A 20,115-nucleotide genomic window follows, 5' to 3' on the forward strand; every position below is an offset into this window, starting at 1 on the left:
TTTATAGCACTACGTTTTTTGGTTAAAACAATAAATTTTAGTTGTAAGGGAACACTGGATCTGGGAATATGGAATAGAGGAATGTCCTAAAATATTTGCGTAGCGCTATAGTTGTTTTGATCCGATTAGGGCTTGCTGATTAAATATTAAAGCATTGACTGATATTGGTTTCAGCCTTTTTTGATCGAAAAAAGTGCAAGCTTTTCGGTCTAAAGAGCTGCATAAAGCTAGTATTTTGGGACAATTATGGCATAAAAATCAAGAGACGGTTCTTCTGACTACTTCTTCTATAATTCTCATTCCTCTTGAATTCTGGCTCCTCCTCTGAAAAAAAGACTTTTTCAGCAAACTCCAATTATAGTCCAGATTACATATTTTTCCACAAGTTTTCCACAAGTTTTCCACAAGTCGAAAGTTTAAATTTTATCGTCAAAAGTCGTATAAATATTTCATATGAGTCAATCCTCTTCTTTTCAAAGATAGGTAATTTCGGAAGTCAAATTATCAGTGATATAGCACTACGGATTTAGGTTAGGACATTTATAAATTCTCAAACTCAGTCAGATATTACTTTTGACTTTTGACTTTTGAATTGCGCGTAGCGCTATAATGTTAAGCATAAATCCTACATTCCACACGACAAAAATGTAGCATAAAAATACAAGTCAAAAGTAAGAAAAAAATTGTAGTAGTCAATAGAATTTAACAATTTAGTAAGTATTTATGCTTAATATTTTCCTGAAAATTTTGATGAATGAGAAAGTTAAATAAAGATAATTCGTACAGTATAAATACCCACTAAGCTACCGAATTCTTATAATAAGTAGGTCGGTATTGAAAATTATCGTTATAAAAAGGCAGGAGGCAGAAGGCAAAAGGCAGAAGGGAAGAGAGTTTTTGGCAAATTTACTTTTCGTTACTAACTTGCTGTTTTTTTGCACCGTTCTACTTACTCTAGTTACTTCGTTACTTCTTACTTTTGACTTCTTACTTTTGACTTTTGAATTTTAACTAATGACGACTGGCAAAATTAATACGATCGCTCAACTGTCTGAGAGTTTGGCCTAAGCTTAAGTCATTATTTTGTAGCTGGGCAATCTTATCACAACTATATATAACAGTTGTATGGTCTTTTCCACCAAAAACCTCCCCAATTTTTGGCAGACTTAAATCAGTATGTTGTCGCATCAAAAACATTCCAACTTGTCTTGCCAAACTAATTTCTCGTTTTCTAGAACTTCCTTTTAAATCCTCTATAGACACATTAAAAACTTCTGAAACAGCCTTAATAACTGCTTCTGGAGATGCCTCTAATTTTTCATTTTGTGGATTTAAAATAGGTGCGACATTCTCCACAGTCATTGGCAAACCTGAAATAGAAATATAAGTAACAACCCTAGTCAAAGCACCTTCCAATTCCCGAATATTTGAAGGATATCTAGAGGCGATATACTCAATTACATCCCGAGGCAAAATCATATTTTCATACTCAGACTTTTTCAGTAAAATTGCCATCCTAGTTTCCAGATCGGGAGCTTGAATATCAGCAATTAATCCCATAGAAAATCGAGAGCAAAGACGTTCTTGTAAACTAGGAATTTGATTAGGAGGTCTATCAGAAGCTAAGACTACTTGTTTGCCAGCTTCATGCAAAGTATTAAAAGTATGAAAAAACTCCTCTTGAGTATATTCTTTACCCTCAATAAATTGAATATCATCTACCAACAAAACATCAGCAGTTCGATAATGTTCTCTAAAACTTTGGAGGCTATCTTTACGAATAGCGACAATTAAATCATTAGTAAACTTTTCCGTAGAAACATAAAAAATTTGAGATTCAGGCAAAATCTCCAAACGATAATGACCAATAGCTTGCATCAAATGAGTTTTTCCTAAACCTACTCCACCACATAAAAATAAAGGATTAAACTCTCGTCCAGGAGACTCAGCTACCGCTAAAGAAGCTGCATGAGCCATACGATTATTAGGACCAACCACAAACCTAGAAAACATATATTTCGGATTTAGATTTGCTGGCTTAGGCTTTTGATTAGATAAACTTTCTGAAAGATCGGCAACCTTATTTTCTGACCATATAGGTTCTGAATTATCTTTACCCGTACTTTCTCCCACTGTCGTAGTTAGATAAATTTCTACAGGATGACCGAGAATATCATGTACAACATCAGCAATAGTTTTTACATAGTATTTCTGTAACCAATTTCGAGCAAAAGGGTTAGGGGTACAAATTACCAAGCAGTTATTTTCTAGTTGTTGGGCATTGGCTGTTTTAATCCATGTTTCAAAAGTAGGTCGGCTTAATTGTAATTGCAATCTTTCTAAAACTTGGTTCCACAAATTATCAAGAGAAATTTCCACTGCTAACCCCTTTTTATATTAATATAAATAGAAAATCAATTAAATATTTGAAGCAGTTTATATTATGATATTGCAATAACCCCGGAAACTTTCCACCATGCGCACTGCTTACCAATATAAATTAAGGCCCAAAAAAGAGCAAATCGCCACCATAGAAATGTGGTTGGAATTGTTGCGTCGGCAGTACAACTATCGGTTAGGTGAAAGATTCTCATGGTGGGAAGAAAATCGCTGCCCAGTTAACGCCTGCCCCAAGGCGCATGCCAATCTCTCAACTAAGAGACCATCCAAATTATTACTCTCAAAAAAAAGATTTAGTCAATACCAAAGACAAATTTCCGGAATATAAGCTAATTCACTCTCAGGTCCTGCAGGATTGCATAAAACGGGTAAAACTTGCCTTTGATAGATGGTTTAAAGCAGACAAAAATGGACATAAATTAGGGAAACCAAGGTTTAAAGGAAAAGGACGTTATCGCAGTTTTACTTATCCTCAAATCAAACAAAACTGTATTGAAGGAAATAAAATTAATTTGCCCAAAATAGGAAAGGTAAAGTTAATTCAGCATCGTCCAATACCAGAAGGTTTTATAATTAAAACAGTGACGATTAGTCGTAAAGCAGATGGTTATTATGTAACTTTATCCCTAGAATATCAATCAGTTCCAGCTTTAACAAGTAAAGTTGAACCTACCTTAAAAAATACTCTGGGAATTGATATGGGGTTGAAAGAATTCTTAGTAACAAGTGAAGGAGAGTCTATCCCCATCCCTCAATACTATCGCTCATCTCAGAAACGATTAAAGACACTACAAAAACGTTTATCCCGTAAAAAGAAAGGAAGCAAAAGATGGTTGAAAGCTGTTAAAGCTGTTGCTAAACAACATAAAAAAGTAGCCGATCGACGTAAAGACTTTCATTTAAAAACAGCCAATCAATTGTTATCAAAAGCCGAAGTTATTGCTTATGAAAACTTAAACATTAAAGGGCTAGCAAAGACCCGTTTGAGTAAGTCAATTAACGATGCTGGATGGAGTCAATTTCTGTCTATTTTGACTGTCAAAGCTGGAAATGCTGGACAGAAAACTATAGGAGTGAACCCTAAAAATACCAGCCAAGATTGCTCAAATTGTGGGGAAAAAGTCCATAAAGAATTAAACATACGAACTCATTGTTGTCCGCATTGTGGTATTGTCATAGACCGCGACTGGAATGCAGCGATAAATATCAAAAATAGGGCGGTAGGGCATTCCGTCCTTAAAGCTCGTGGATCCCGATGCAATGGCAGGGCTACGAAACGAGAAGCCGACACTATAGCGCCAGCAAGCGTGTGGGAGTATGTCACTCAGCAATATAGCTGATACTGCCTTTTTGCTACTAATCAAATAGTAAAATTATCATCGAGCTGATCAAGCAATCCATTAAAAGGTTAATATTAGCATCTAACTAGCTCAAAAACCCGAAACTGAAAGTGGGCTTACTTGCTAGAGCAGAATGATTGACAAAGCTCTATGCCATGTCCTAAACAATTAGGTCGAGTCATTGAGAAGCCCATTTCTAATCGTGAGATTAGTCTGGGAACTGTTACCTAAAATTCATATAATCAAACCCTTAGATGGCACAAACTTTATTATTTAATGCTCTCCGTGCAGCCATTGATGAAGAAATGGCCCGTGACCAGGCTGTATATGTTCTTGGTGAAGATGTAGGTCAATATGGAGGCTCGTACAAAGTTACCAAAGACCTTTATGCAAAATATGGGGAACTGCGTGTCCTTGATACTCCCATTGCAGAAAATAGCTTCACAGGAATGGCCATAGGTTCAGCTCTGACTGGGTTAAGACCCATTATTGAAGGCATGAATATGGGCTTTTTACTACTAGCCTTCAACCAAATTTCTAATAATGCTGGAATGTTGCGCTACACCTCTGGTGGTAACTTCAAAATACCATTAGTTATTCGTGGCCCTGGTGGTGTAGGTCGCCAGTTAGGCGCAGAGCATTCCCAAAGATTAGAAGCATACTTTCAAGCTGTTCCTGGTCTGAAAATAGTAGCTTGCTCAACCCCCTACAATGCCAAAGGTTTACTCAAAGCAGCTATCCGTGATGATAATCCGGTCTTATTTTTTGAACACGTCCTCCTTTACAATTTGAAGGAAGACTTGCCAGAAGAGGAATATTTGTTACCTCTAGACAAAGCAGAAGTGGTACGGACAGGAAAAGATGTAACTATTTTGACCTACTCTCGAATGCGTCACCACGTTACCCAAGCAGTAAAAAGTTTGGAAAAGCAGGGTTATGACCCAGAGGTAATAGACTTAATATCTCTCAAACCTCTAGATTTTGAAACTATTGGTGCTTCTATTCGGAAAACTCACCGGGTAATTATTGTCGAAGAGTGTATGAAAACAGGTGGTATTGGTGCTGAGTTAATTGCATCAATTAATGAGAGGTTATTTGATGAACTAGATGCACCAGTTTTACGTTTATCTTCACAAGATATTCCGACACCTTATAACGGTACGCTAGAAAGATTGACAATTGTACAACCAGAGCAGATTGTTGAAGCAGTACAAAAAATGGTAGCAATGCGAGTTTAAGCAGTTGTTAATTATTTTACAGCGCTTTTCATTTGAGTAGACCACAAAATTATTTTTGGCACTTAGAGTAGGGAGTAGGGAGTAGGGAGTAGGGAGTAGAAAAATGCTTTTGGGTTGCCCATAACTAACTGTAGTCTATCCATGTGAAAAGCGCTATATAGAGATAGATGTTCTTTCTGGAGCCTCTATCTCTAAGTTCAATTAAACTTATAAATTCCCTGTAAAATAATTAACAATTAATAAGAATTAATCAAGGGCAGGCGTTTAAAATTATCGTTATGATGAAATATTTATGGAACAGAGAAAAATTTTTAGGCAATTTCACTTTTTCCTAATCTACTTTGGTTTTTTCTATATCTCTACTTAGGTTTTACTGAATAAGTCTTGTGGTAAGGGCTAGGAGGACATATTAAGGAATAATAGGGAATTGAGAGTAGGTAGTCAGATATTTTATCCCTTAATTCTGCTGTAATTATTCTGCCTTTTATTCTAATTTTTTGGTTGCTCAAGCTTAAAAAGTTGCACTTTGTTTATAGCAAAAAAAAGCTAAAAAAATTACCTGTCAGTGCTTTTATCTTGGATCGGTAAGCCCTACTTAATTAATAATTAATTCACTCAAGCTAGAGAAAAAAAATCAGCCAGTCAAATCATGGGAAAACAAAATTCATATCTAGCATTAATCCTGTTATTAGTAATAGCATCCGTCACAGTATTAACTAAGATTCTAATTCGTTTAGGATTAGACCTCAGAGGTGGGTCGCAACTAACTACTCAACCACAAATCTCACAAGAATTTCCTATCATTGACAAGCAAGTCATGGAAGGAGCTGATTGCTAGTATCAATATCTATGGCAATTTCCGGCAATAACTGACACATCTGATGGGGATTTTTTTGACTTAGCCAAAAAAATAGTTGACAATGTGGTTGGAGGTGATTTGATTGTACGCCAAAAAATTGGAATTAAAACTCAGTAATCAGGAGCGATCACTTATGGCTCAATGTGCTGGTTATACTCGTTTCGTTTACAACTATGGCCTCAGTATGGTTAATGGAACTTCTGCCATGACCAAAGTTAACAAGCGTGGTCAGAAAGTTAGCTTGAGTGACACATTACGCATTTTAGAAGCTAAAAAAGTCTTTACTAACTATGTGAAAAAGCAACCAGAATATGCCTGGACAAATGATTATTCCTCTCGCATTTATCAAAGCGCTTTTCAACATCTAGGTGAAGCATTTAAACCGAAATAGGGAATCAGTAAATATCCTAAATTGAAAAGGAAAAAAGACAGACAATCTTTTACGGTTTATGACAGTAATGGAAAAGTAACTATTAGTCCTGGTAAAAAAATTAAAATACCAACATTAGGAACTTTTCGATTATGGGAATCAATACCTTACTCCACAGCAAGTCAGACTTTTACTATTAGTAGAACAGGGGGAAAATGGTTTGTTAGTTAAAGCAATTGAAGCCGAGCAGTTGCCAGTTCATCCTCTATTAGATGAGCGACAATACGAAACTTTTGGTATAGATGTTGGAGTCAAACAATTTGCAAGTATAGCAAACCAAGAAAAGGGGAAAAACGAAGTTGTAAGCCTTCCAGACTCTATTAAACTAGAGCAATTAAACCTGCCTAAGTTTCAATGGCGCAATCGCAATAAACAACTAGGAGGTAAAGGTAAACCACCTTCAAAAAATGCGATTAAATACTACAAAAAACTCGCGAAGTACCATAGTCGTGTGAAGAACGTGCGTAAGGATTTCATAGAGAAAACTACTACAAAATTAGTAACTCAAATTAAGCAGGTCTGCTTAGAGAGCTTAAATGTGAAAGGGATGATGCAAAACACTAAATTGGCAGCATCAATAGCAAGGCTTGGACTCTATGAATTTAGACAACGATTGACAACCAAGATCGTAAGCTCTGGTGGGACAGTAGTGCTAGCTGACCAGTGGTTTCCGTCATCCAAAACTTGCCATAATTGTGGTTGTATTAACCAAGAATTAAAGCTAAAAGACCGCACCTTTAATTGCCCTCATTGTGGAATGAGAATAGACCGGGACTTGAATGCGGCACTGGTGTTATCTCAGTATGGGGAAGTTAATCAAGAAAATAGGGAAGGCTGTGCCCGAATTTACGCTTGTGAACTGGAAGAGGGCGGCCGACCAGGTTGAAGCAAGAAGCAAACATCTAAGACTTGCATTACCAGGTTTTACCTAGTGAGTGCCGGAATTGTATAGGTATTGTACAGCAGCTATTGAGAAACAGTGGAGATGAAAAGGCCATCGCTAAAAACCTTAAATCCCTTGAAAAAACAAATCAAGCGATCGCCGAACTATTCAAACCACCTATCATTAACAACCAACACATCAGAGGTCCTGTACCTGAACCAGTCCCCAGTACAGATAATTGGAATATAACGGTCTATTTTACACCAGAAGGGGCAACAAAGTTTGCCGAACTGACCAAAAATCTGGCCGGAACTGGACGTAGTATCGGCATTTTTCTCAATAACCAATTATTGAGTGCCCCAACCGTTGGTGTTGAATTTGCAAAAACAGGCATCACTGGTGGACAGGCCGTAATTCAAGGTAGATTTACGGCCGAACAAGCAAAAGAATTGGCCATAGAACTAAGTGGGGGTGTCCTGCCCATTAGATAAAAAATAAAATAACAGTTACAAGAATTATACATTTTTGAGATGTATACACTATATATCTATAACGTTATAGTTTTTGCTTACCATAAGTAGTGTTTTTGCCTAAGTCCTAAATTATCAAAATACTGATTTCAGCTAGTCAAATCATGCGCAGACAAAATTCATATATAGCCTTAATTCTGGTTCTAGTAATAGCATCAGTGACAGTATTGAGTCAAATTCCGATTCGACTGGGATTAGACCTTCGAGGTGGGTCACAACTCACTATTCAACTACAAACCTCTGAGGAAGTTCCTACTATTGACGAGCGAGTCATGGAAGGAGTGCTGAGAATTGTGGAAAATCGGGTCAATGGTCTTGGTGTATCAGAATCAGTAGTTCAATCTCTAGGACAAGACCAGATTCTAGTCCAACTACCAGGAGTAAATGACCCAGAACAAGCCGAACGGGTTTTAGGAGGTACCGCTCAACTGGACTTCCGCGAACAATTACAGGGTACTGAGCAACAGTTAGCAATTGAATACCAAATACAAAGACAACGTTTAGTAGAGCAAGAACTATTGAGAAATAGTGAAGATGAAGAAGCCATAGCTACAAATTTAGAATCTCTAAAAAAAACAAATCAAGCGATCGCCGAACTATTTAAAGAACCCACTATCAAAGGGGAAGAACTAACAGATGCTATCCCCGATAAACCACCAAGTATACAGACTTGGAATGTGGCTCTGCGTTTCACTTCAGAAGGAGGAGAAAAGTTTGCAGAACTTACCAAAAATTTAGCAGGAACTGGACGTAGTATCGGTATTTTTCTAGATGACCAACTTTTAAGTGCTCCTACTGTAGGTCCAGAATTTGCAGAAACAGGAATTACTGGTGGTAATGCGATAATTCAAGGTAGATTTACAGCCGAACAAGCAAATGAATTAGCTGTACAACTCCGAGGTGGGGCACTGCCTGTGTCAGTAGAAATTGTGGAAAATCGAACTGTTGGGGCGACTCTAGGCCGAGATAGTATTCAGCGTAGTGTCTACGCCGGAGCTGGTGGCCTAATTCTGGTATTAATATTTATGGTACTTTATTATCGACTTCCTGGGATAATTGCTGATGTAGCTTTAGTTATCTATTCTCTGTTTACCATTGCTAGTTTTGCTCTGTTGGGGGTAACTTTAACATTGCCAGGAATTGCTGGTTTTATTCTGAGTATTGGTATGGCAGTTGATGCTAATGTTTTGATTTTTGAACGGACAAGGGAAGAGTTACGAGCTGGTAAAACTTTATATCGTTCTGTAGAATCTGGCTTTTATCGGGCTTTTTCCAGCATTTTAGATGGTAATGTTACAACCTTGATTGCCTGTATAGCACTATTCTGGTTAGGAACTGGTTTGGTAAAAGGTTTTGCTTTAACTTTGGGAATTGGTGTAGCTATTAGTATGTTTACTGCTGTTACTTGTAGTCGTACTCTAATGTTTTGGGCGATCGGTTTTTCTCAATTCCGCAAACCAAAATTATTTTGTCCTGAGTTAAATTGAATTAGGACTCGGAAGTCAGGTTAGGAGTAAAAGTGTTACGGAATATAGGCCAGCAAACGGCCGTCGCCGATATTTACACAGTGCGGGCATCTTGACCTGCTACAGATGAAACACTGTAAATAGTTGAATTAACATTTTGTACCTTGACCTGAGCTATTTCTCGATCACCTATTCTATAAAATAAGTTATGTAGCACTACAAGAATTGGGCAGGGACATTTTTCAATCCTAAAACCCTTTTACCGAAAAATTGTGGTGTAAAGCTTCTCCTTTTAAGGGGATAATAAAGAAAAATTTTTATGATTAGTCAATCCTATCCGTTTTAAAGGAGAGGTGATTATTAATTATTAATTGCTGAAAGTTCCCTATACCCTAGCGTGCAGCGCTATAAGATCAGTAAAAAATGAAAATAAGTGTTATTGAAAAGCGATCGCTATGGTGGACAATTTCAGGAGCCATTATCATTAGTGGTTTAATTGCCATGGTCATTTCTTGGACTAGGCCAGATATTGCAGCTCCTTTACGTCCAAGTTTAGATTTTGTTGGTGGTACTCGCCTGCAACTTGAACTAGATTGCAATATGCCCAACAGTTGTAATGAAGCTATTAATATTGCTGCTGTTAGAGAAATAATGAGCGATCGAGATTTAGGTAATAGTAAGATTCAAGTTGTAGGAGAAGAAAGACAAGCTCTTGATATACGCACCAAAACTCTAGATGTTGATGCGAGAACTAAATTAATCGCTGCTTTAAGTTCAGAGTTTGGTGAATTCGATCCAAGTTCCACACAAATTGATACTGTTGGCCCTACTTTGGGACGGCAAATTTTTACTTCTGGGCTATCAGCTCTCCTAGTTGCTTTCTTTGCTATTACTGTCTATCTAACTTTTAGATTCCAGTTGGACTATGCAGTATTTGCTTTTGTCGCTCTGTTCCATGACATATTAGTGACGGTGGGCATTTTTTCAATTATTAGTTTAGTAGTTGGTGTTGAGGTAGATAGTTTATTCTTGGTTGCCCTACTTACTATTATTGGATTTTCGGTTAACGATACCGTGGTAATTTATGACCGAGTTAGGGAAGTAATTAAGCGCTATCCAGGAGAATCAATAGATAGTATTGTTGATGATGCAGTCAATCAAACTTTTACCAGATCGATTAATACAACTGTGACTACTTTATTACCGTTAGTAGGTATTCTTCTATTTGGTGGTGAAACTTTAAAGTATTTTGCCTTAGCTTTAATTATTGGTTTTATTGCAGGTTCTTACTCTAGTATTTTTATTGCTAGTACACTTTTAGCTTGGTGGCGCGAGCGTATTGGTCAATCTATTCCTAACCCAGTAGTAGAAAATTTTCAATTAGTAGAAGACCAAGAAAATACTATTTAAAAATAACTCTGGAAAATGATAATTTAAAAATTATAATGATTGATTCTTTCCTCATTCCCTGTAAAAAGTTTTGTCATAGTCTTTGATTAAGTTGGTATATCATAGAGGTCTTTACCTCTTGCTTATTTCTTATTCAAAATGAACAAAGATGATCCAGTGTTAAAAGTACGAGTTGAAAGACTTTACAGACTAATCATCTACGTTAGATGGCTGATAGTTGGGTTGCTCTGGATGAGTATTGGTTTTCTAAGTCTCTGGAGTTTACGTAGAGAAATTTCTTTGTGGGCAGAGCATTTTACTTGGATTGCTGTACGTTACGCTTTGATTTATCATAGGTTACCGACACTTGGTTTAAGTTTGTGCATTGGTATGACAACTGCTGTTTTAGTTTGGCAAAGTAAACATATTCTTTGGGGTTTATCTCCCGAAGAACAAAAGCGTTTAGAAGAACAAGTACGTCAGATTAGTGCCCAAGGTCCTACTAATATTTTATGGAAGTGGGTAATTAAAGATAACTCAAATTAATTCAGATTAGGGACCTTAAATCAAAATATATTTTTTTAGAACAAGGAAAAGGTAACAGGCATAAACAATTTAGGCTAGCAAGGATAATAAGGAATCCAAGAATTAGATGATTGATTTTTTGCTATTTCCTCATAGCAAATCTATAAGAAATTGCATAGAATGATACTTTAATCAGAAATCAAAGTTGATTTTAGATCGAGATATATAAGTCAATCAATTTAATAGTTCTATGTCATTTTTAGATAAAATTAGTATTATACCCAGTACCTAAACACCTAATTCTGTGACACTTCATATAAAATTGGTATTAGTTAGTAGTATAATTACTACAGTTTTTGATTTTTAAATACTATAAACTAGAAGTATGTGTCGATTATGATTATTTAGCTTGGAGGATGAGGAAAAAAGTAATTAAGATTAGCTGACCTTATTTGATACGCATATAACTAACTAAGTCAATTTAATTATAGCTACCTTTGCACCTTAGCATCTGTATCCTATATAACTAAATTAAAACTACTATAGATTTTTAAAACGAGATATCAAGCAAGAGTTGGTTATTTACTAAAAGTAAAAAGCAGGGCAAACTTTCTTACATATTGCCTCTAGCATTATCACCTTTTACCTAAAAGCTGCCAGTTTGTTGAAGCCACTCAAATTAAATTACTGTATAACAGACAATTTTTTATCCAGAAAACAAAAGCAACAGATTATAGAAGGAAAAGTTTCAATCTTAATTATGTATGTTTTGAATATTTTACAAATGATTGAGGATTACTAATTTACTAATATATATAGAAATAAAGTCTAAAAGTTTATATTTTTTACTCTCAATATCTGGAATTTAGTATATACAGAATGAAGAATTTTATATCAAACTAGAAAAATACTAAGATTCATTAATCTTCTTCTTGAAATTCTACGGTTAGAGTATGTTTCAAAACTATTAATTGGTACATAGTTTCCTTTAAGAAGGAATAGGATAGTCTATAAGTTTTGATACATCAAGATAACTTTTTTAAGAACAATCTTCAGTTTTGTCTAACCGTATTGTCTTTTAATTCCCAATTGATTGTAATAATAAAAATTAAATTATGCAATTTTTTTCAAAAAAATCTCTGCTCAAATTAAAACATAAGGAAATATCTAAAAATTCAAGAAGACACGCTCAATTACCATTTTTTTTGATAATTAAACAACTTGCATATCATACAAAAGATAATCGTCATACTGGCAGTATTAAAAATTTTTTAGTTTTTTTGATCTTTATATCTTTGATCTATATAACAGTGTTAGCTCCTTTCCTAAAAACAGGAGTCAAAATTTTCGAGCAAACTATAAAAAAAATTGACATTGTTCAAGAATGGGTACAAAATAACTTCCCAAAAATTAGTCCATTGTTTCCTCCATACTATGGCAAATCCGATCGGTTTCTCCCTTATGTAGTTCATACACCCTATTTTATTGACGATACTCCTCCTGGAGCTTACGATTTTACTCTAGAGCAAAATGGTAAATTAAAAATTCCTATTCCAGCGCCCTGTCAAGGAACTATTCGTAGAACTAGATTTCAAGGCAAAAATGGAAGTTTTACAACTGCCCAAGGTGCAGGTCAGATAGTTGAACTTATGTGTGACGGGACTAATTATTATTGGTTGATGGGCCATTTAGTTCAAGGTTCTCCACCAAGAATAGGAACAAGAATCAAGAAAGGACAAGCAATTGGTATTCAAGGACTTACAGGAAGAACTTCTGGCTATCATGTTCATGCTCAGATTCACTATCATAGTGGGCAAAGAATTACTAACAGAAAGATTACTCGCCCTTTTGTTGAAAATTACATCAAATTTTTGAGAAAAGGCTCTTATTGAGAAGAAATATATAAATATGAGAAAGACACGCTTAAATTAATCAATCTTAATAAATATCAATTTCTGGTAAAAATTGTAGTCTGTTATTTTTTGATGTTTAGCAGTTAATATTAACCATATTCATATTTAGCCCTTGAAATGAATTGATTTCATATTTTCTATTTTCAAAATCTTAAGATCGTTTTTACAAAAGTTGACTAATAAATCTCAACGGTAACTTTTTAACATCAAAAAATTAATTTCTCTTAACGTAATATTTAATCCTAATTGGTAAAGTTTGAGATAACTTAAATATAAGGAGTATCTGTTATAATACCAGGTATGGGAAGAGTCGATCATAGTCATTGATTTATAAGGATAAGTATTATTTACAGTAGCAAAATCTCTAAATTTAGATATCTTTCAGATTATGAAGTCTACCTAGAGAGTTTTTTTGTTCACAGGTTAGCTCCAAAGTTACAATAAAACAATGAACAAATTACAAATATAGAAATTATTTGGTATTATCTAAAGATTGACATTACAGTGTGAGAATTAAGATGAAAGTTAAAATAATTAATTAACCTGTGTTAGATTACAGAAGAATAAATAACAAAGATGGATATGTAATGACCGTAACTACAAAAAAATCATAGGTATGAGGATAATTAAGAGTGACTTTTGATCGAATTAAGTTGTTAAACTGGGAAGTACTCAGTTTTCCCCTAATTAGATTTCAACTATGGCAGATAGAGTAAAATTAATTATAATAATATAGGAATCAGTATTCTTACTGATATTCAAGTCTTGAAAATATAAGCTATCCGCAGCTTGGCAAAATTTTTATCTATAGTTAAAATTAAGTTCCATGTATGAAAAAACTAGCAATATTTCTCTAAATTCAACATGATAAATAGTGGAGGTAATTAATGTATAAATTATTGCTAGCATTAAACTAATAAAAATATTCACCTAGAAATCTTAGCAAAAACCCTAAGATGAACAGGAGATGTAATAGCAAGAGTAAATGCGAAGAAAAAAAAGGAGGTATAATAGAAAAAAGTAATAGCTATGGTTAGTCCCTTTTTGGGATAGGGTAAAAAGTTTATGGTTAGCATATTATTTGTCATCTGTTAGATTAGAAATAAAAACCCTCATCTAAATTCTTACCTCCAAAGTGGGGATGGAAAGGGGGACAACTATGAGGTACACCCTTCATGTCTGAATAGTTGTCATTTTTGAGAATGGGTAGCTGATGAATTAACTAGCTATCAGCTTTTAGTAGCTCTGGGTTAAAATCCTCAGTTTCTATCTATAAGCTGGATGATTGAGGAGGAGTTAAAATCTCCTTTTCAACGTAAAAAAAATAATTGCTGAGTGCTGACCGCTTCTTGAATTTGAAATTGGCTGTGTCTGTTTCCTTTTATTGTTAATAGGCTTGAAGCTTTAGTTATTTTACATATTCTAAATAGCTTAAAGCGTAAAAATTTATTGGTAATAGCAAACAGAATGCTAGATTACGCTCAGACTCTCAGTATGTGTCGATTCCTACCCAACTAACTAACATAAAGATATGCTAACTAGAAAGTAAAGTTATGGCTCTAATCGGACAAAGAAAAACTCTTACTGTAGCCAAAACTATCAGTAAAAGATCAGAAACATGACTTATGCAAAATAGTCAGACAGATAAAAGTTTCAGAATAGTTCATACTTGTCTGCTAGTAAAAATTTTGAATCTGTATACTTACGCAAAAGTAAGTTATGGGAAAAAAGGTAACTATGCGGGTTCTTCTCAATGAGGAGATAAAGGTTTGTCAGAACCAGAAAGGCTAAATAAGACTTGAATCGTCTTGATAGACGAACTTTCTTTGAGAATGTCCCTAAAAGAGCATTGGCCTGTGAGACGCAAGAGCAGTTACAACACAGTTTAGTGAGGATAATGAAAATGATGTTGGCATGACTACCAACCAGAATCTGACACTCTAAATACGAGGAAAAAAAGTTCAATATAAATAAAGTAAGCCCTGAATAAATATCTATTCAAAGCTTATGTAGCGAACTGCCTAATTTTCCAGAACAAACATAAACCATATAGGTTTGGTCACTAGCTATACTGTCTTCAGATAGACAGAAAACTTCTGTAAAGTAATTTATTCTTCAATTTAAGGAGCATGAGGAACGCGACATGATCCAGACTAACAACGTAATCGAAACCACCATTCAGCCTGAGCTAGATCCTAGCGAATTGTTTCCGCAAACCCCAGCCAGACAACCAGATAATGAGTTAGAAATCTTAATTACACAGAAAGAAGGATATACAGATGCTCAGTCTGATGAGAACTACCTAAAGTCTGGTAAAGTTGCTAAGTCTCGTACTAAGACTGCGGCTGCGGGCAAAAAAAAGCATTATACAGAAGATTCTATTCGTCTTTATCTACAAGAAATAGGACGAATTAGGCTATTAAGAGCTGATGAAGAAATCGAACTGGCGCGTAAAATTGCAGATTTGCTGGAATTGGAGCGAATTCGAGAAGAACTAATGTACCATTTAGACCGGGAACCACAAGTTAGTGAGTGGGCAGACGCTGTAGACATGGAGTTGTTAAAGTTTAAGCGTCGCTTAATACTTGGACGTAGAGCTAAAGAAAAAATGGTACAGTCGAACCTGCGTTTAGTGGTCTCCATCGCCAAAAAGTACATGAACCGAGGTTTGTCATTCCAAGATTTGATTCAAGAAGGTAGCTTGGGATTAATTCGAGCCGCAGAAAAATTTGACCATGAAAAAGGGTATAAATTTAGTACCTATGCAACTTGGTGGATTCGTCAAGCTATTACCAGAGCGATCGCAGACCAATCTCGTACTATTCGCCTACCAGTTCATCTGTATGAAACGATATCCCGGATTAAGAAAACGACCAAACTCCTTTCTCAAGAAATGGGTCGCAAACCCACAGAAGAAGAAATAGCAACTCACATGGAAATGACCATAGAAAAGTTGCGTTTTATTGCTAAGTCAGCTCAACTGCCAATATCTCTGGAAACTCCGATCGGTAAAGAAGAAGATTCTCGACTTGGAGATTTCATTGAATCAGATGGGGAAACTCCTGAAGACCAAGTATCCAAAAATTTACTACGAGAAGACTTGGAAAGTGTTTTAAATAGTTTAAGTCCACGGGAAAGGGATGTATTACGCTTACGATATGGTTTGGATGATGGTCGGATGAAAACTTTGGAAGAGATTGGTCAAATATTTAATGTAACTCGCGAGCGGATTCGACAAATTGAAGCAAAAGCTCTTAGGAAGTTACGACATCCAAATCGTAATAGTATCCTTAAAGAATATATTCGTTAGAGAAGTTAGGAAGTTAGTTAGTTATCTATTATAGCAGTTTCCGCGCGTTATGAGGTACACTCATCGCGGGTAAGATGCACGCACTTGCATTCATTCAACTGCTAATCTCTGTACTTCTTATGCATTGAAAAATGTCCGCGCCCAATTCTTGTAGTGCTGGCGTTGCTGATTCTGGGTATGATTTTGCTCCCCTAACCCCCCAACTTTGGGGGGAATAAAACTCTAAAAGTCCCCCAATTTTGGGGGATGCGCGGGGGCTTACCAGAACCAAACAATCGCGCATTCATACTTCGATTCAGCAACGCACTTGTAGTGCTATACTTAGTTTTCTGAGTATAGACCATTTGTAGGGGTTAACGGCTGTATGTGGTAGTTATGCGTAAGTCTTGATATGTTGATAATTTTATAATTACTTCAATCTCCCCCACTCCCCTACTCCCCTACTCCTCAACCCCAACTATATAATAAGTATTCAACTGAATTTGATATCAGTTCCCAAAACTTGCAAAAATGCTGCTAACCATTGCGGATGAGCAGGCCAGGCAGGAGCTGTAACTAACTTATCATCAACTACTACTTGGTCTACAGCTACTTCTACATATTTACCACCTGCTCTCAAAACATCAGGGCTACAAGCTGGATAAGCAGTACAACGCTTCCCTTCTAAAACGCCAGCAGCAGCTAGCACTTGTAAACCATGACAAATAGAAGCGATCGCTTTGTTATTCTCGGCAAAATGATGACATATTGTCAAAACTTTGTCATTGAGGCGAATATATTCTGGAGCGCGACCACCAGGAATGACTAAAGCATCATATTCACTGGGGTCTATGTCATCGAATGTAGCATTTAAAGTAAAGTTGTGACCTGGTTTTTCGCTATAGGTCTGGTCACCTTCAAAGTCATGAATAGCAGTTTTGATAGTTTGACCGGAAGTTTTGTCAGGGCAAACAGCGTGTACTGTGTGACCGACCATTTGTAATGCTTGAAAAGGTACCATTACTTCATAGTCTTCTACATAGTCGCCTACTAACATCAGAATTTTTTTTGCTGCCATATTTCTAAACTCCTCTTGATTATTGATTAATTAAAGCTTTTTCCATTATGAATTTTACCGAAAAATTTAGGTATAATACCAATTTAATAAATGTTTGTTACAAATGGTAGAAGTAAGAAAAAAAGAAGAGGAAAGAAGGAAGAAGGGATAAATGTTGAAAAAAAAAGGAAAAACAATATAAATAACTATCTGAAATGAACTTAATTTGCTATTTTTAAGCATATTCGAGTAAAGTCTACCTTTTTGTAGAATTCTTTTTTCAAATTGGTATAAAGCTTCTCCATGAATGTAGAAAAAAGAAAAAAAATCCATCGATCCAATCCTCTTAATTTATAAGAAGAGGTAATTCTAAATTCTAAATTCTAAATTCTAAATTCTTAAAGTCCTAATCTAGTTTCTTGCAAATAAATCCGCTTCAGGGTGTTAATATCTCTAGCGGAAATAGGAGGAGGTTCTGCTACCTGAGAATAATACATAACATCAGTTTTTTCAGGACTATGACCCCAAATACCTAAAGCATGACCGAATTCGTGACGAGCAGCGGCAGGGAGATATTTACCTACTTGCATTGGACTTAACAAAATTATGAAACTCTGAGATAAAGTTCCGTTGTCATCTTCATGTAGCTGATAGCGAGTCTCCGCAGAACGCGCTCTTAAATTTCCGGGGGTTAAAGGAGGTCGTTTGTTAAAAATTTTGATACCGGCAATTTCTGGGTTATCTACTATTTGCAAGGGTAAATAAGTATTCCATTCCCAGATAGCATCTATTACAGTCTTAACCCATTGACGAGAGCGAGACTCATCATTATTGGAAGATTCGACATAAACTTTAATGGGAAACTGCGACCAAATTAAATAACCTACATCCTGAACTTCAATGCGATCGAAATAATCACCGCTATTACTGGTGTCATTCCATTGTGCCAAAGTTGCTGGTAAGGGGTAAGTTTTTAGAGGAGGTAAATCTTGAGCATTAACCTCTACATTAGGATTTGAAATCAAAAAATAGAAAGCTAGCATCCAAACAGCAAAACCTAGAAAAAATAAGCGCAAATAAACCGATACTATTCTGTTAACAAACATTATGGAAAAAAGTGATATGTTATGAACAAAGGTATGAGTTATGCTGCTATGTCTGAGAGTAAGTCGGGGCGAGTGCTAAGGGATAGGGTGTGAAGGGTATTTTGCCAAAGGGGGTAAAGTTGAGTTTTTGGCATTCGTGAGAGTTTATTAGCCAAAGCACTGAGAACTTGAGCATGATATCTCTCAGACTGAATCTGTTGAGCTATAGCCAGTGCCTCTGGTAATAATTCTGGTTTGACATCCTCTCCGGCCTGAAGGAACGGAGATTCCTACTGAACCGTAGCTCTTCGGTGGGTTTACGTTTCACAGGCTGCTGCTACCTTGACGGTAGTCTTACGCTTGCCTCCACGTCCGTTTTTTGTCTCGGACTGCCCGCCCGCGACTAATATATTTATTGCTGCATTCTCGTCTCTATCATGTTTTGCACCGCAGTTGAGACACTCCCATTCTCGCACCTGAAGGTCTAGCTTCCCACCTTTAAAGCCACAATTTGAGCAAACTTGGGATGTTGGCTCCCAACGACTAATTACTCTGAAATCGCGACCATATTTTTCTGCTTTTCCTTCTAAAAAAGTCCTGAATGTTCTCCAACCTAAATCAGAAATTGCTCTGGATAATTTGCGGTTCTTAACCATACCAGATACATTGTCATACTTCTAAAACAACTGTTTGGTTTTCACGAATTATTTCAGTAGATAATTTATGTAGAAAATCAGTCCTTGTATCTTTCAGCTTGGCATGGAATTTAGCTACTCTAACCCGTGCTTTTTCATACCTTTTAGACCCCTTAGTTTTATTAGATAATGACTTACTTAACTTTCTTAACTTCTTAATTCGTTTCTTCAGTGGCTTAGGAGCATCAACCTTTGTGCCATCGCTAAATATGGCAAAGGTTTTGATACCTAAATCTATACCTACTGAATTATCAGTTTGAGGTAAGACTTCTGGTTGTATTTCTACTACAAAACTCAAGAAATATCTATTAGCTGAATCTTTAATTACTGTTACTGATGATGGAGCAGCAGGTAACTCTCTTGACCATACTATTTTCAGCTTTCCAATCTTAGCCAAATAAACTTTATGTTGACCAACTTTAAATCCTCCCTTTGTAAACCTAGCAGTTTGCTTTGACTTTCTACTTTTGAATTTAGGAGGTCTAATAGGTCTACCTTTTCTCTGACCTTTAGTCGATTTAAAAAAGTTTTGATAAGCCTGGTTTAAATCATTCAATGATTGCTGCAATGGTATGTTAGAAACATCTGACAAGCATTCTCTGTATTCAGTCTTTTTAGCTTGAGTAATAAAAAGCTTTTGTAGCTCAGAATTAATGGGTTTCTTTTCTCCTGAAGTATACTTTTTTTGGCAGCAAGCTAGACTATCATTCCAAACTACACGGACACAACCAAATAGCTTTGCCAATCGGTATTTTTGTCCCGGTGTTGGATAGATACGATATCTAAATCTAGTTTTCATAATTCCTATCTGAACTAACAGTATAATAACATATTTATTGAAATAAAACCAACTAAAAATCGCCCGCTTATGGGCGAGGCTTTATACCTAATTTTCTGGAATAAAGAACTGCAAATAAACCGATACTATTCTGTTAATAAACATTATACAAATAGAATAAGGTTTACGCAGTAGCTCTATAATATAGCATATTGTTGGGAATTATTTCAGATATATC

Annotated in this window: 18 protein-coding genes; 13 read left to right on the forward strand and 5 right to left on the reverse strand. The window is 35.8% G+C overall.

Annotated elements, in window-relative coordinates; genetic code table 11:
• Nucleotides 1-1,011: 1,011 nt before the first annotated feature.
• Complete coding sequence (gene dnaA, locus AC3DU7_RS05605; RefSeq protein WP_488038369.1) at nt 1,012-2,379, reverse strand: chromosomal replication initiator protein DnaA; 1,368 nt, start codon at nt 2,377-2,379, stop codon at nt 1,012-1,014.
• A gap of 157 nt (nt 2,380-2,536) precedes the next feature.
• Between dnaA and AC3DU7_RS05610 the strand changes: the two genes are divergently transcribed.
• The 13 genes from AC3DU7_RS05610 (at nt 2,537) to rpoD (ending at nt 16,283) form a co-directional block, all read left to right on the forward strand.
• Complete coding sequence (locus AC3DU7_RS05610) at nt 2,537-2,728, forward strand: hypothetical protein (protein ID WP_488038385.1); 192 nt, start codon at nt 2,537-2,539, stop codon at nt 2,726-2,728.
• Nucleotides 2,640-3,740, forward strand: coding sequence for an RNA-guided endonuclease InsQ/TnpB family protein (locus tag AC3DU7_RS05615; RefSeq protein WP_488038370.1), 1,101 nt, complete (start codon nt 2,640-2,642; stop codon nt 3,738-3,740). Before AC3DU7_RS05610 ends, AC3DU7_RS05615 begins: the two co-directional genes overlap by 89 nt.
• A 254-nt stretch (nt 3,741-3,994) precedes the next feature.
• Complete coding sequence (locus tag AC3DU7_RS05620) at nt 3,995-4,978, forward strand: pyruvate dehydrogenase complex E1 component subunit beta (RefSeq protein ID WP_488038371.1); 984 nt, start codon at nt 3,995-3,997, stop codon at nt 4,976-4,978.
• 649 nt (nt 4,979-5,627) lie between these two features.
• A complete protein-coding gene (locus tag AC3DU7_RS05625) occupies nt 5,628-5,816 on the forward strand; it encodes a hypothetical protein (RefSeq protein WP_488038372.1) in 189 nt (62 codons plus the stop codon).
• A 118-nt stretch (nt 5,817-5,934) separates the two neighbouring features.
• Nucleotides 5,935-6,228 carry a helix-turn-helix domain-containing protein gene (locus AC3DU7_RS05630; protein WP_488038386.1) on the forward strand — a complete coding sequence of 98 codons (294 nt, stop codon included), beginning with the start codon at nt 5,935-5,937 and terminating at the stop codon, nt 6,226-6,228.
• A 21-nt stretch (nt 6,229-6,249) separates the two neighbouring features.
• Nucleotides 6,250-6,438 (forward strand): hypothetical protein, encoded by a 189-nt coding sequence (locus tag AC3DU7_RS05635; RefSeq protein ID WP_488038373.1) that lies wholly within the window; start codon nt 6,250-6,252, stop codon nt 6,436-6,438.
• On the forward strand, nt 6,428-7,153 hold the full coding sequence (locus AC3DU7_RS05640; protein ID WP_488038374.1) for an RNA-guided endonuclease InsQ/TnpB family protein: 726 nt from the start codon (nt 6,428-6,430) through the stop codon (nt 7,151-7,153). The genes AC3DU7_RS05635 and AC3DU7_RS05640 overlap by 11 nt, the downstream gene beginning before the upstream one ends.
• A gap of 83 nt (nt 7,154-7,236) precedes the next feature.
• Nucleotides 7,237-7,641, forward strand: a complete 405-nt coding sequence (locus tag AC3DU7_RS05645; protein ID WP_488038375.1) for a SecDF P1 head subdomain-containing protein — start codon at nt 7,237-7,239, stop codon at nt 7,639-7,641.
• A 143-nt stretch (nt 7,642-7,784) separates the two neighbouring features.
• Nucleotides 7,785-9,167, forward strand: coding sequence for a protein translocase subunit SecD (gene secD, locus AC3DU7_RS05650; RefSeq protein WP_488038376.1), 1,383 nt, complete (start codon nt 7,785-7,787; stop codon nt 9,165-9,167).
• Nucleotides 9,168-9,569: 402 nt separating this feature from the next.
• A complete protein-coding gene (gene secF, locus AC3DU7_RS05655) occupies nt 9,570-10,556 on the forward strand; it encodes a protein translocase subunit SecF (RefSeq protein ID WP_488038377.1) in 987 nt (328 codons plus the stop codon).
• 138 nt (nt 10,557-10,694) lie between these two features.
• Nucleotides 10,695-11,081 carry a hypothetical protein gene (locus AC3DU7_RS05660; RefSeq protein WP_488038378.1) on the forward strand — a complete coding sequence of 129 codons (387 nt, stop codon included), beginning with the start codon at nt 10,695-10,697 and terminating at the stop codon, nt 11,079-11,081.
• A gap of 1,094 nt (nt 11,082-12,175) precedes the next feature.
• Nucleotides 12,176-12,952 (forward strand): M23 family metallopeptidase, encoded by a 777-nt coding sequence (locus AC3DU7_RS05665; RefSeq protein WP_488038379.1) that lies wholly within the window; start codon nt 12,176-12,178, stop codon nt 12,950-12,952.
• 2,164 nt (nt 12,953-15,116) lie between these two features.
• Nucleotides 15,117-16,283, forward strand: a complete 1,167-nt coding sequence (gene rpoD / locus AC3DU7_RS05670; RefSeq protein ID WP_488038380.1) for an RNA polymerase sigma factor RpoD — start codon at nt 15,117-15,119, stop codon at nt 16,281-16,283.
• A 472-nt stretch (nt 16,284-16,755) separates the two neighbouring features.
• Here rpoD and AC3DU7_RS05675 read toward each other — a convergent pair whose 3' ends face one another.
• The 4 genes from AC3DU7_RS05675 to AC3DU7_RS05690 form a co-directional block, all read right to left on the reverse strand.
• Nucleotides 16,756-17,340, reverse strand: coding sequence for a DJ-1/PfpI family protein (locus tag AC3DU7_RS05675; RefSeq protein WP_488038381.1), 585 nt, complete (start codon nt 17,338-17,340; stop codon nt 16,756-16,758).
• 377 nt (nt 17,341-17,717) lie between these two features.
• Nucleotides 17,718-18,362, reverse strand: coding sequence for a peptidase (locus tag AC3DU7_RS05680; protein ID WP_488038382.1), 645 nt, complete (start codon nt 18,360-18,362; stop codon nt 17,718-17,720).
• A 359-nt stretch (nt 18,363-18,721) separates the two neighbouring features.
• Nucleotides 18,722-19,060 (reverse strand): RNA-guided endonuclease InsQ/TnpB family protein, encoded by a 339-nt coding sequence (locus AC3DU7_RS05685; protein WP_488038383.1) that lies wholly within the window; start codon nt 19,058-19,060, stop codon nt 18,722-18,724.
• Nucleotides 19,061-19,073: 13 nt separating this feature from the next.
• Nucleotides 19,074-19,898 (reverse strand): RNA-guided endonuclease InsQ/TnpB family protein, encoded by an 825-nt coding sequence (locus tag AC3DU7_RS05690; RefSeq protein ID WP_488038384.1) that lies wholly within the window; start codon nt 19,896-19,898, stop codon nt 19,074-19,076.
• Nucleotides 19,899-20,115: the final 217 nt, after the last annotated feature.

This window comes from Okeania sp., from assembly GCF_983059655.1.

Excerpts from the sequence above, each read along its gene's own strand:
- AC3DU7_RS05610 (WP_488038385.1), top strand. The coding sequence starts at position 2,537 with ATGTGGTTGGAATTGTTGCGTCGGCAGTACAACTATCGGTTAGGTGAA.
- AC3DU7_RS05615 (WP_488038370.1), top strand. The coding sequence starts at position 2,640 with ATGCCAATCTCTCAACTAAGAGACCATCCAAATTATTACTCTCAAAAA.
- AC3DU7_RS05620 (WP_488038371.1), top strand. The coding sequence starts at position 3,995 with ATGGCACAAACTTTATTATTTAATGCTCTCCGTGCAGCCATTGATGAA.
- AC3DU7_RS05625 (WP_488038372.1), top strand. The coding sequence starts at position 5,628 with ATGGGAAAACAAAATTCATATCTAGCATTAATCCTGTTATTAGTAATA.
- secD (WP_488038376.1), top strand. The coding sequence starts at position 7,785 with ATGCGCAGACAAAATTCATATATAGCCTTAATTCTGGTTCTAGTAATA.
- secF (WP_488038377.1), top strand. The coding sequence starts at position 9,570 with ATGAAAATAAGTGTTATTGAAAAGCGATCGCTATGGTGGACAATTTCA.
- AC3DU7_RS05660 (WP_488038378.1), top strand. The coding sequence starts at position 10,695 with ATGAACAAAGATGATCCAGTGTTAAAAGTACGAGTTGAAAGACTTTAC.
- AC3DU7_RS05665 (WP_488038379.1), top strand. The coding sequence starts at position 12,176 with ATGCAATTTTTTTCAAAAAAATCTCTGCTCAAATTAAAACATAAGGAA.
- rpoD (WP_488038380.1), top strand. The coding sequence starts at position 15,117 with ATGATCCAGACTAACAACGTAATCGAAACCACCATTCAGCCTGAGCTA.
- AC3DU7_RS05675 (WP_488038381.1), bottom strand. The coding sequence starts at position 17,340 with ATGGCAGCAAAAAAAATTCTGATGTTAGTAGGCGACTATGTAGAAGAC.
- AC3DU7_RS05680 (WP_488038382.1), bottom strand. The coding sequence starts at position 18,362 with ATGCTAGCTTTCTATTTTTTGATTTCAAATCCTAATGTAGAGGTTAAT.
- AC3DU7_RS05685 (WP_488038383.1), bottom strand. The coding sequence starts at position 19,060 with ATGGTTAAGAACCGCAAATTATCCAGAGCAATTTCTGATTTAGGTTGG.
- AC3DU7_RS05690 (WP_488038384.1), bottom strand. The coding sequence starts at position 19,898 with ATGAAAACTAGATTTAGATATCGTATCTATCCAACACCGGGACAAAAA.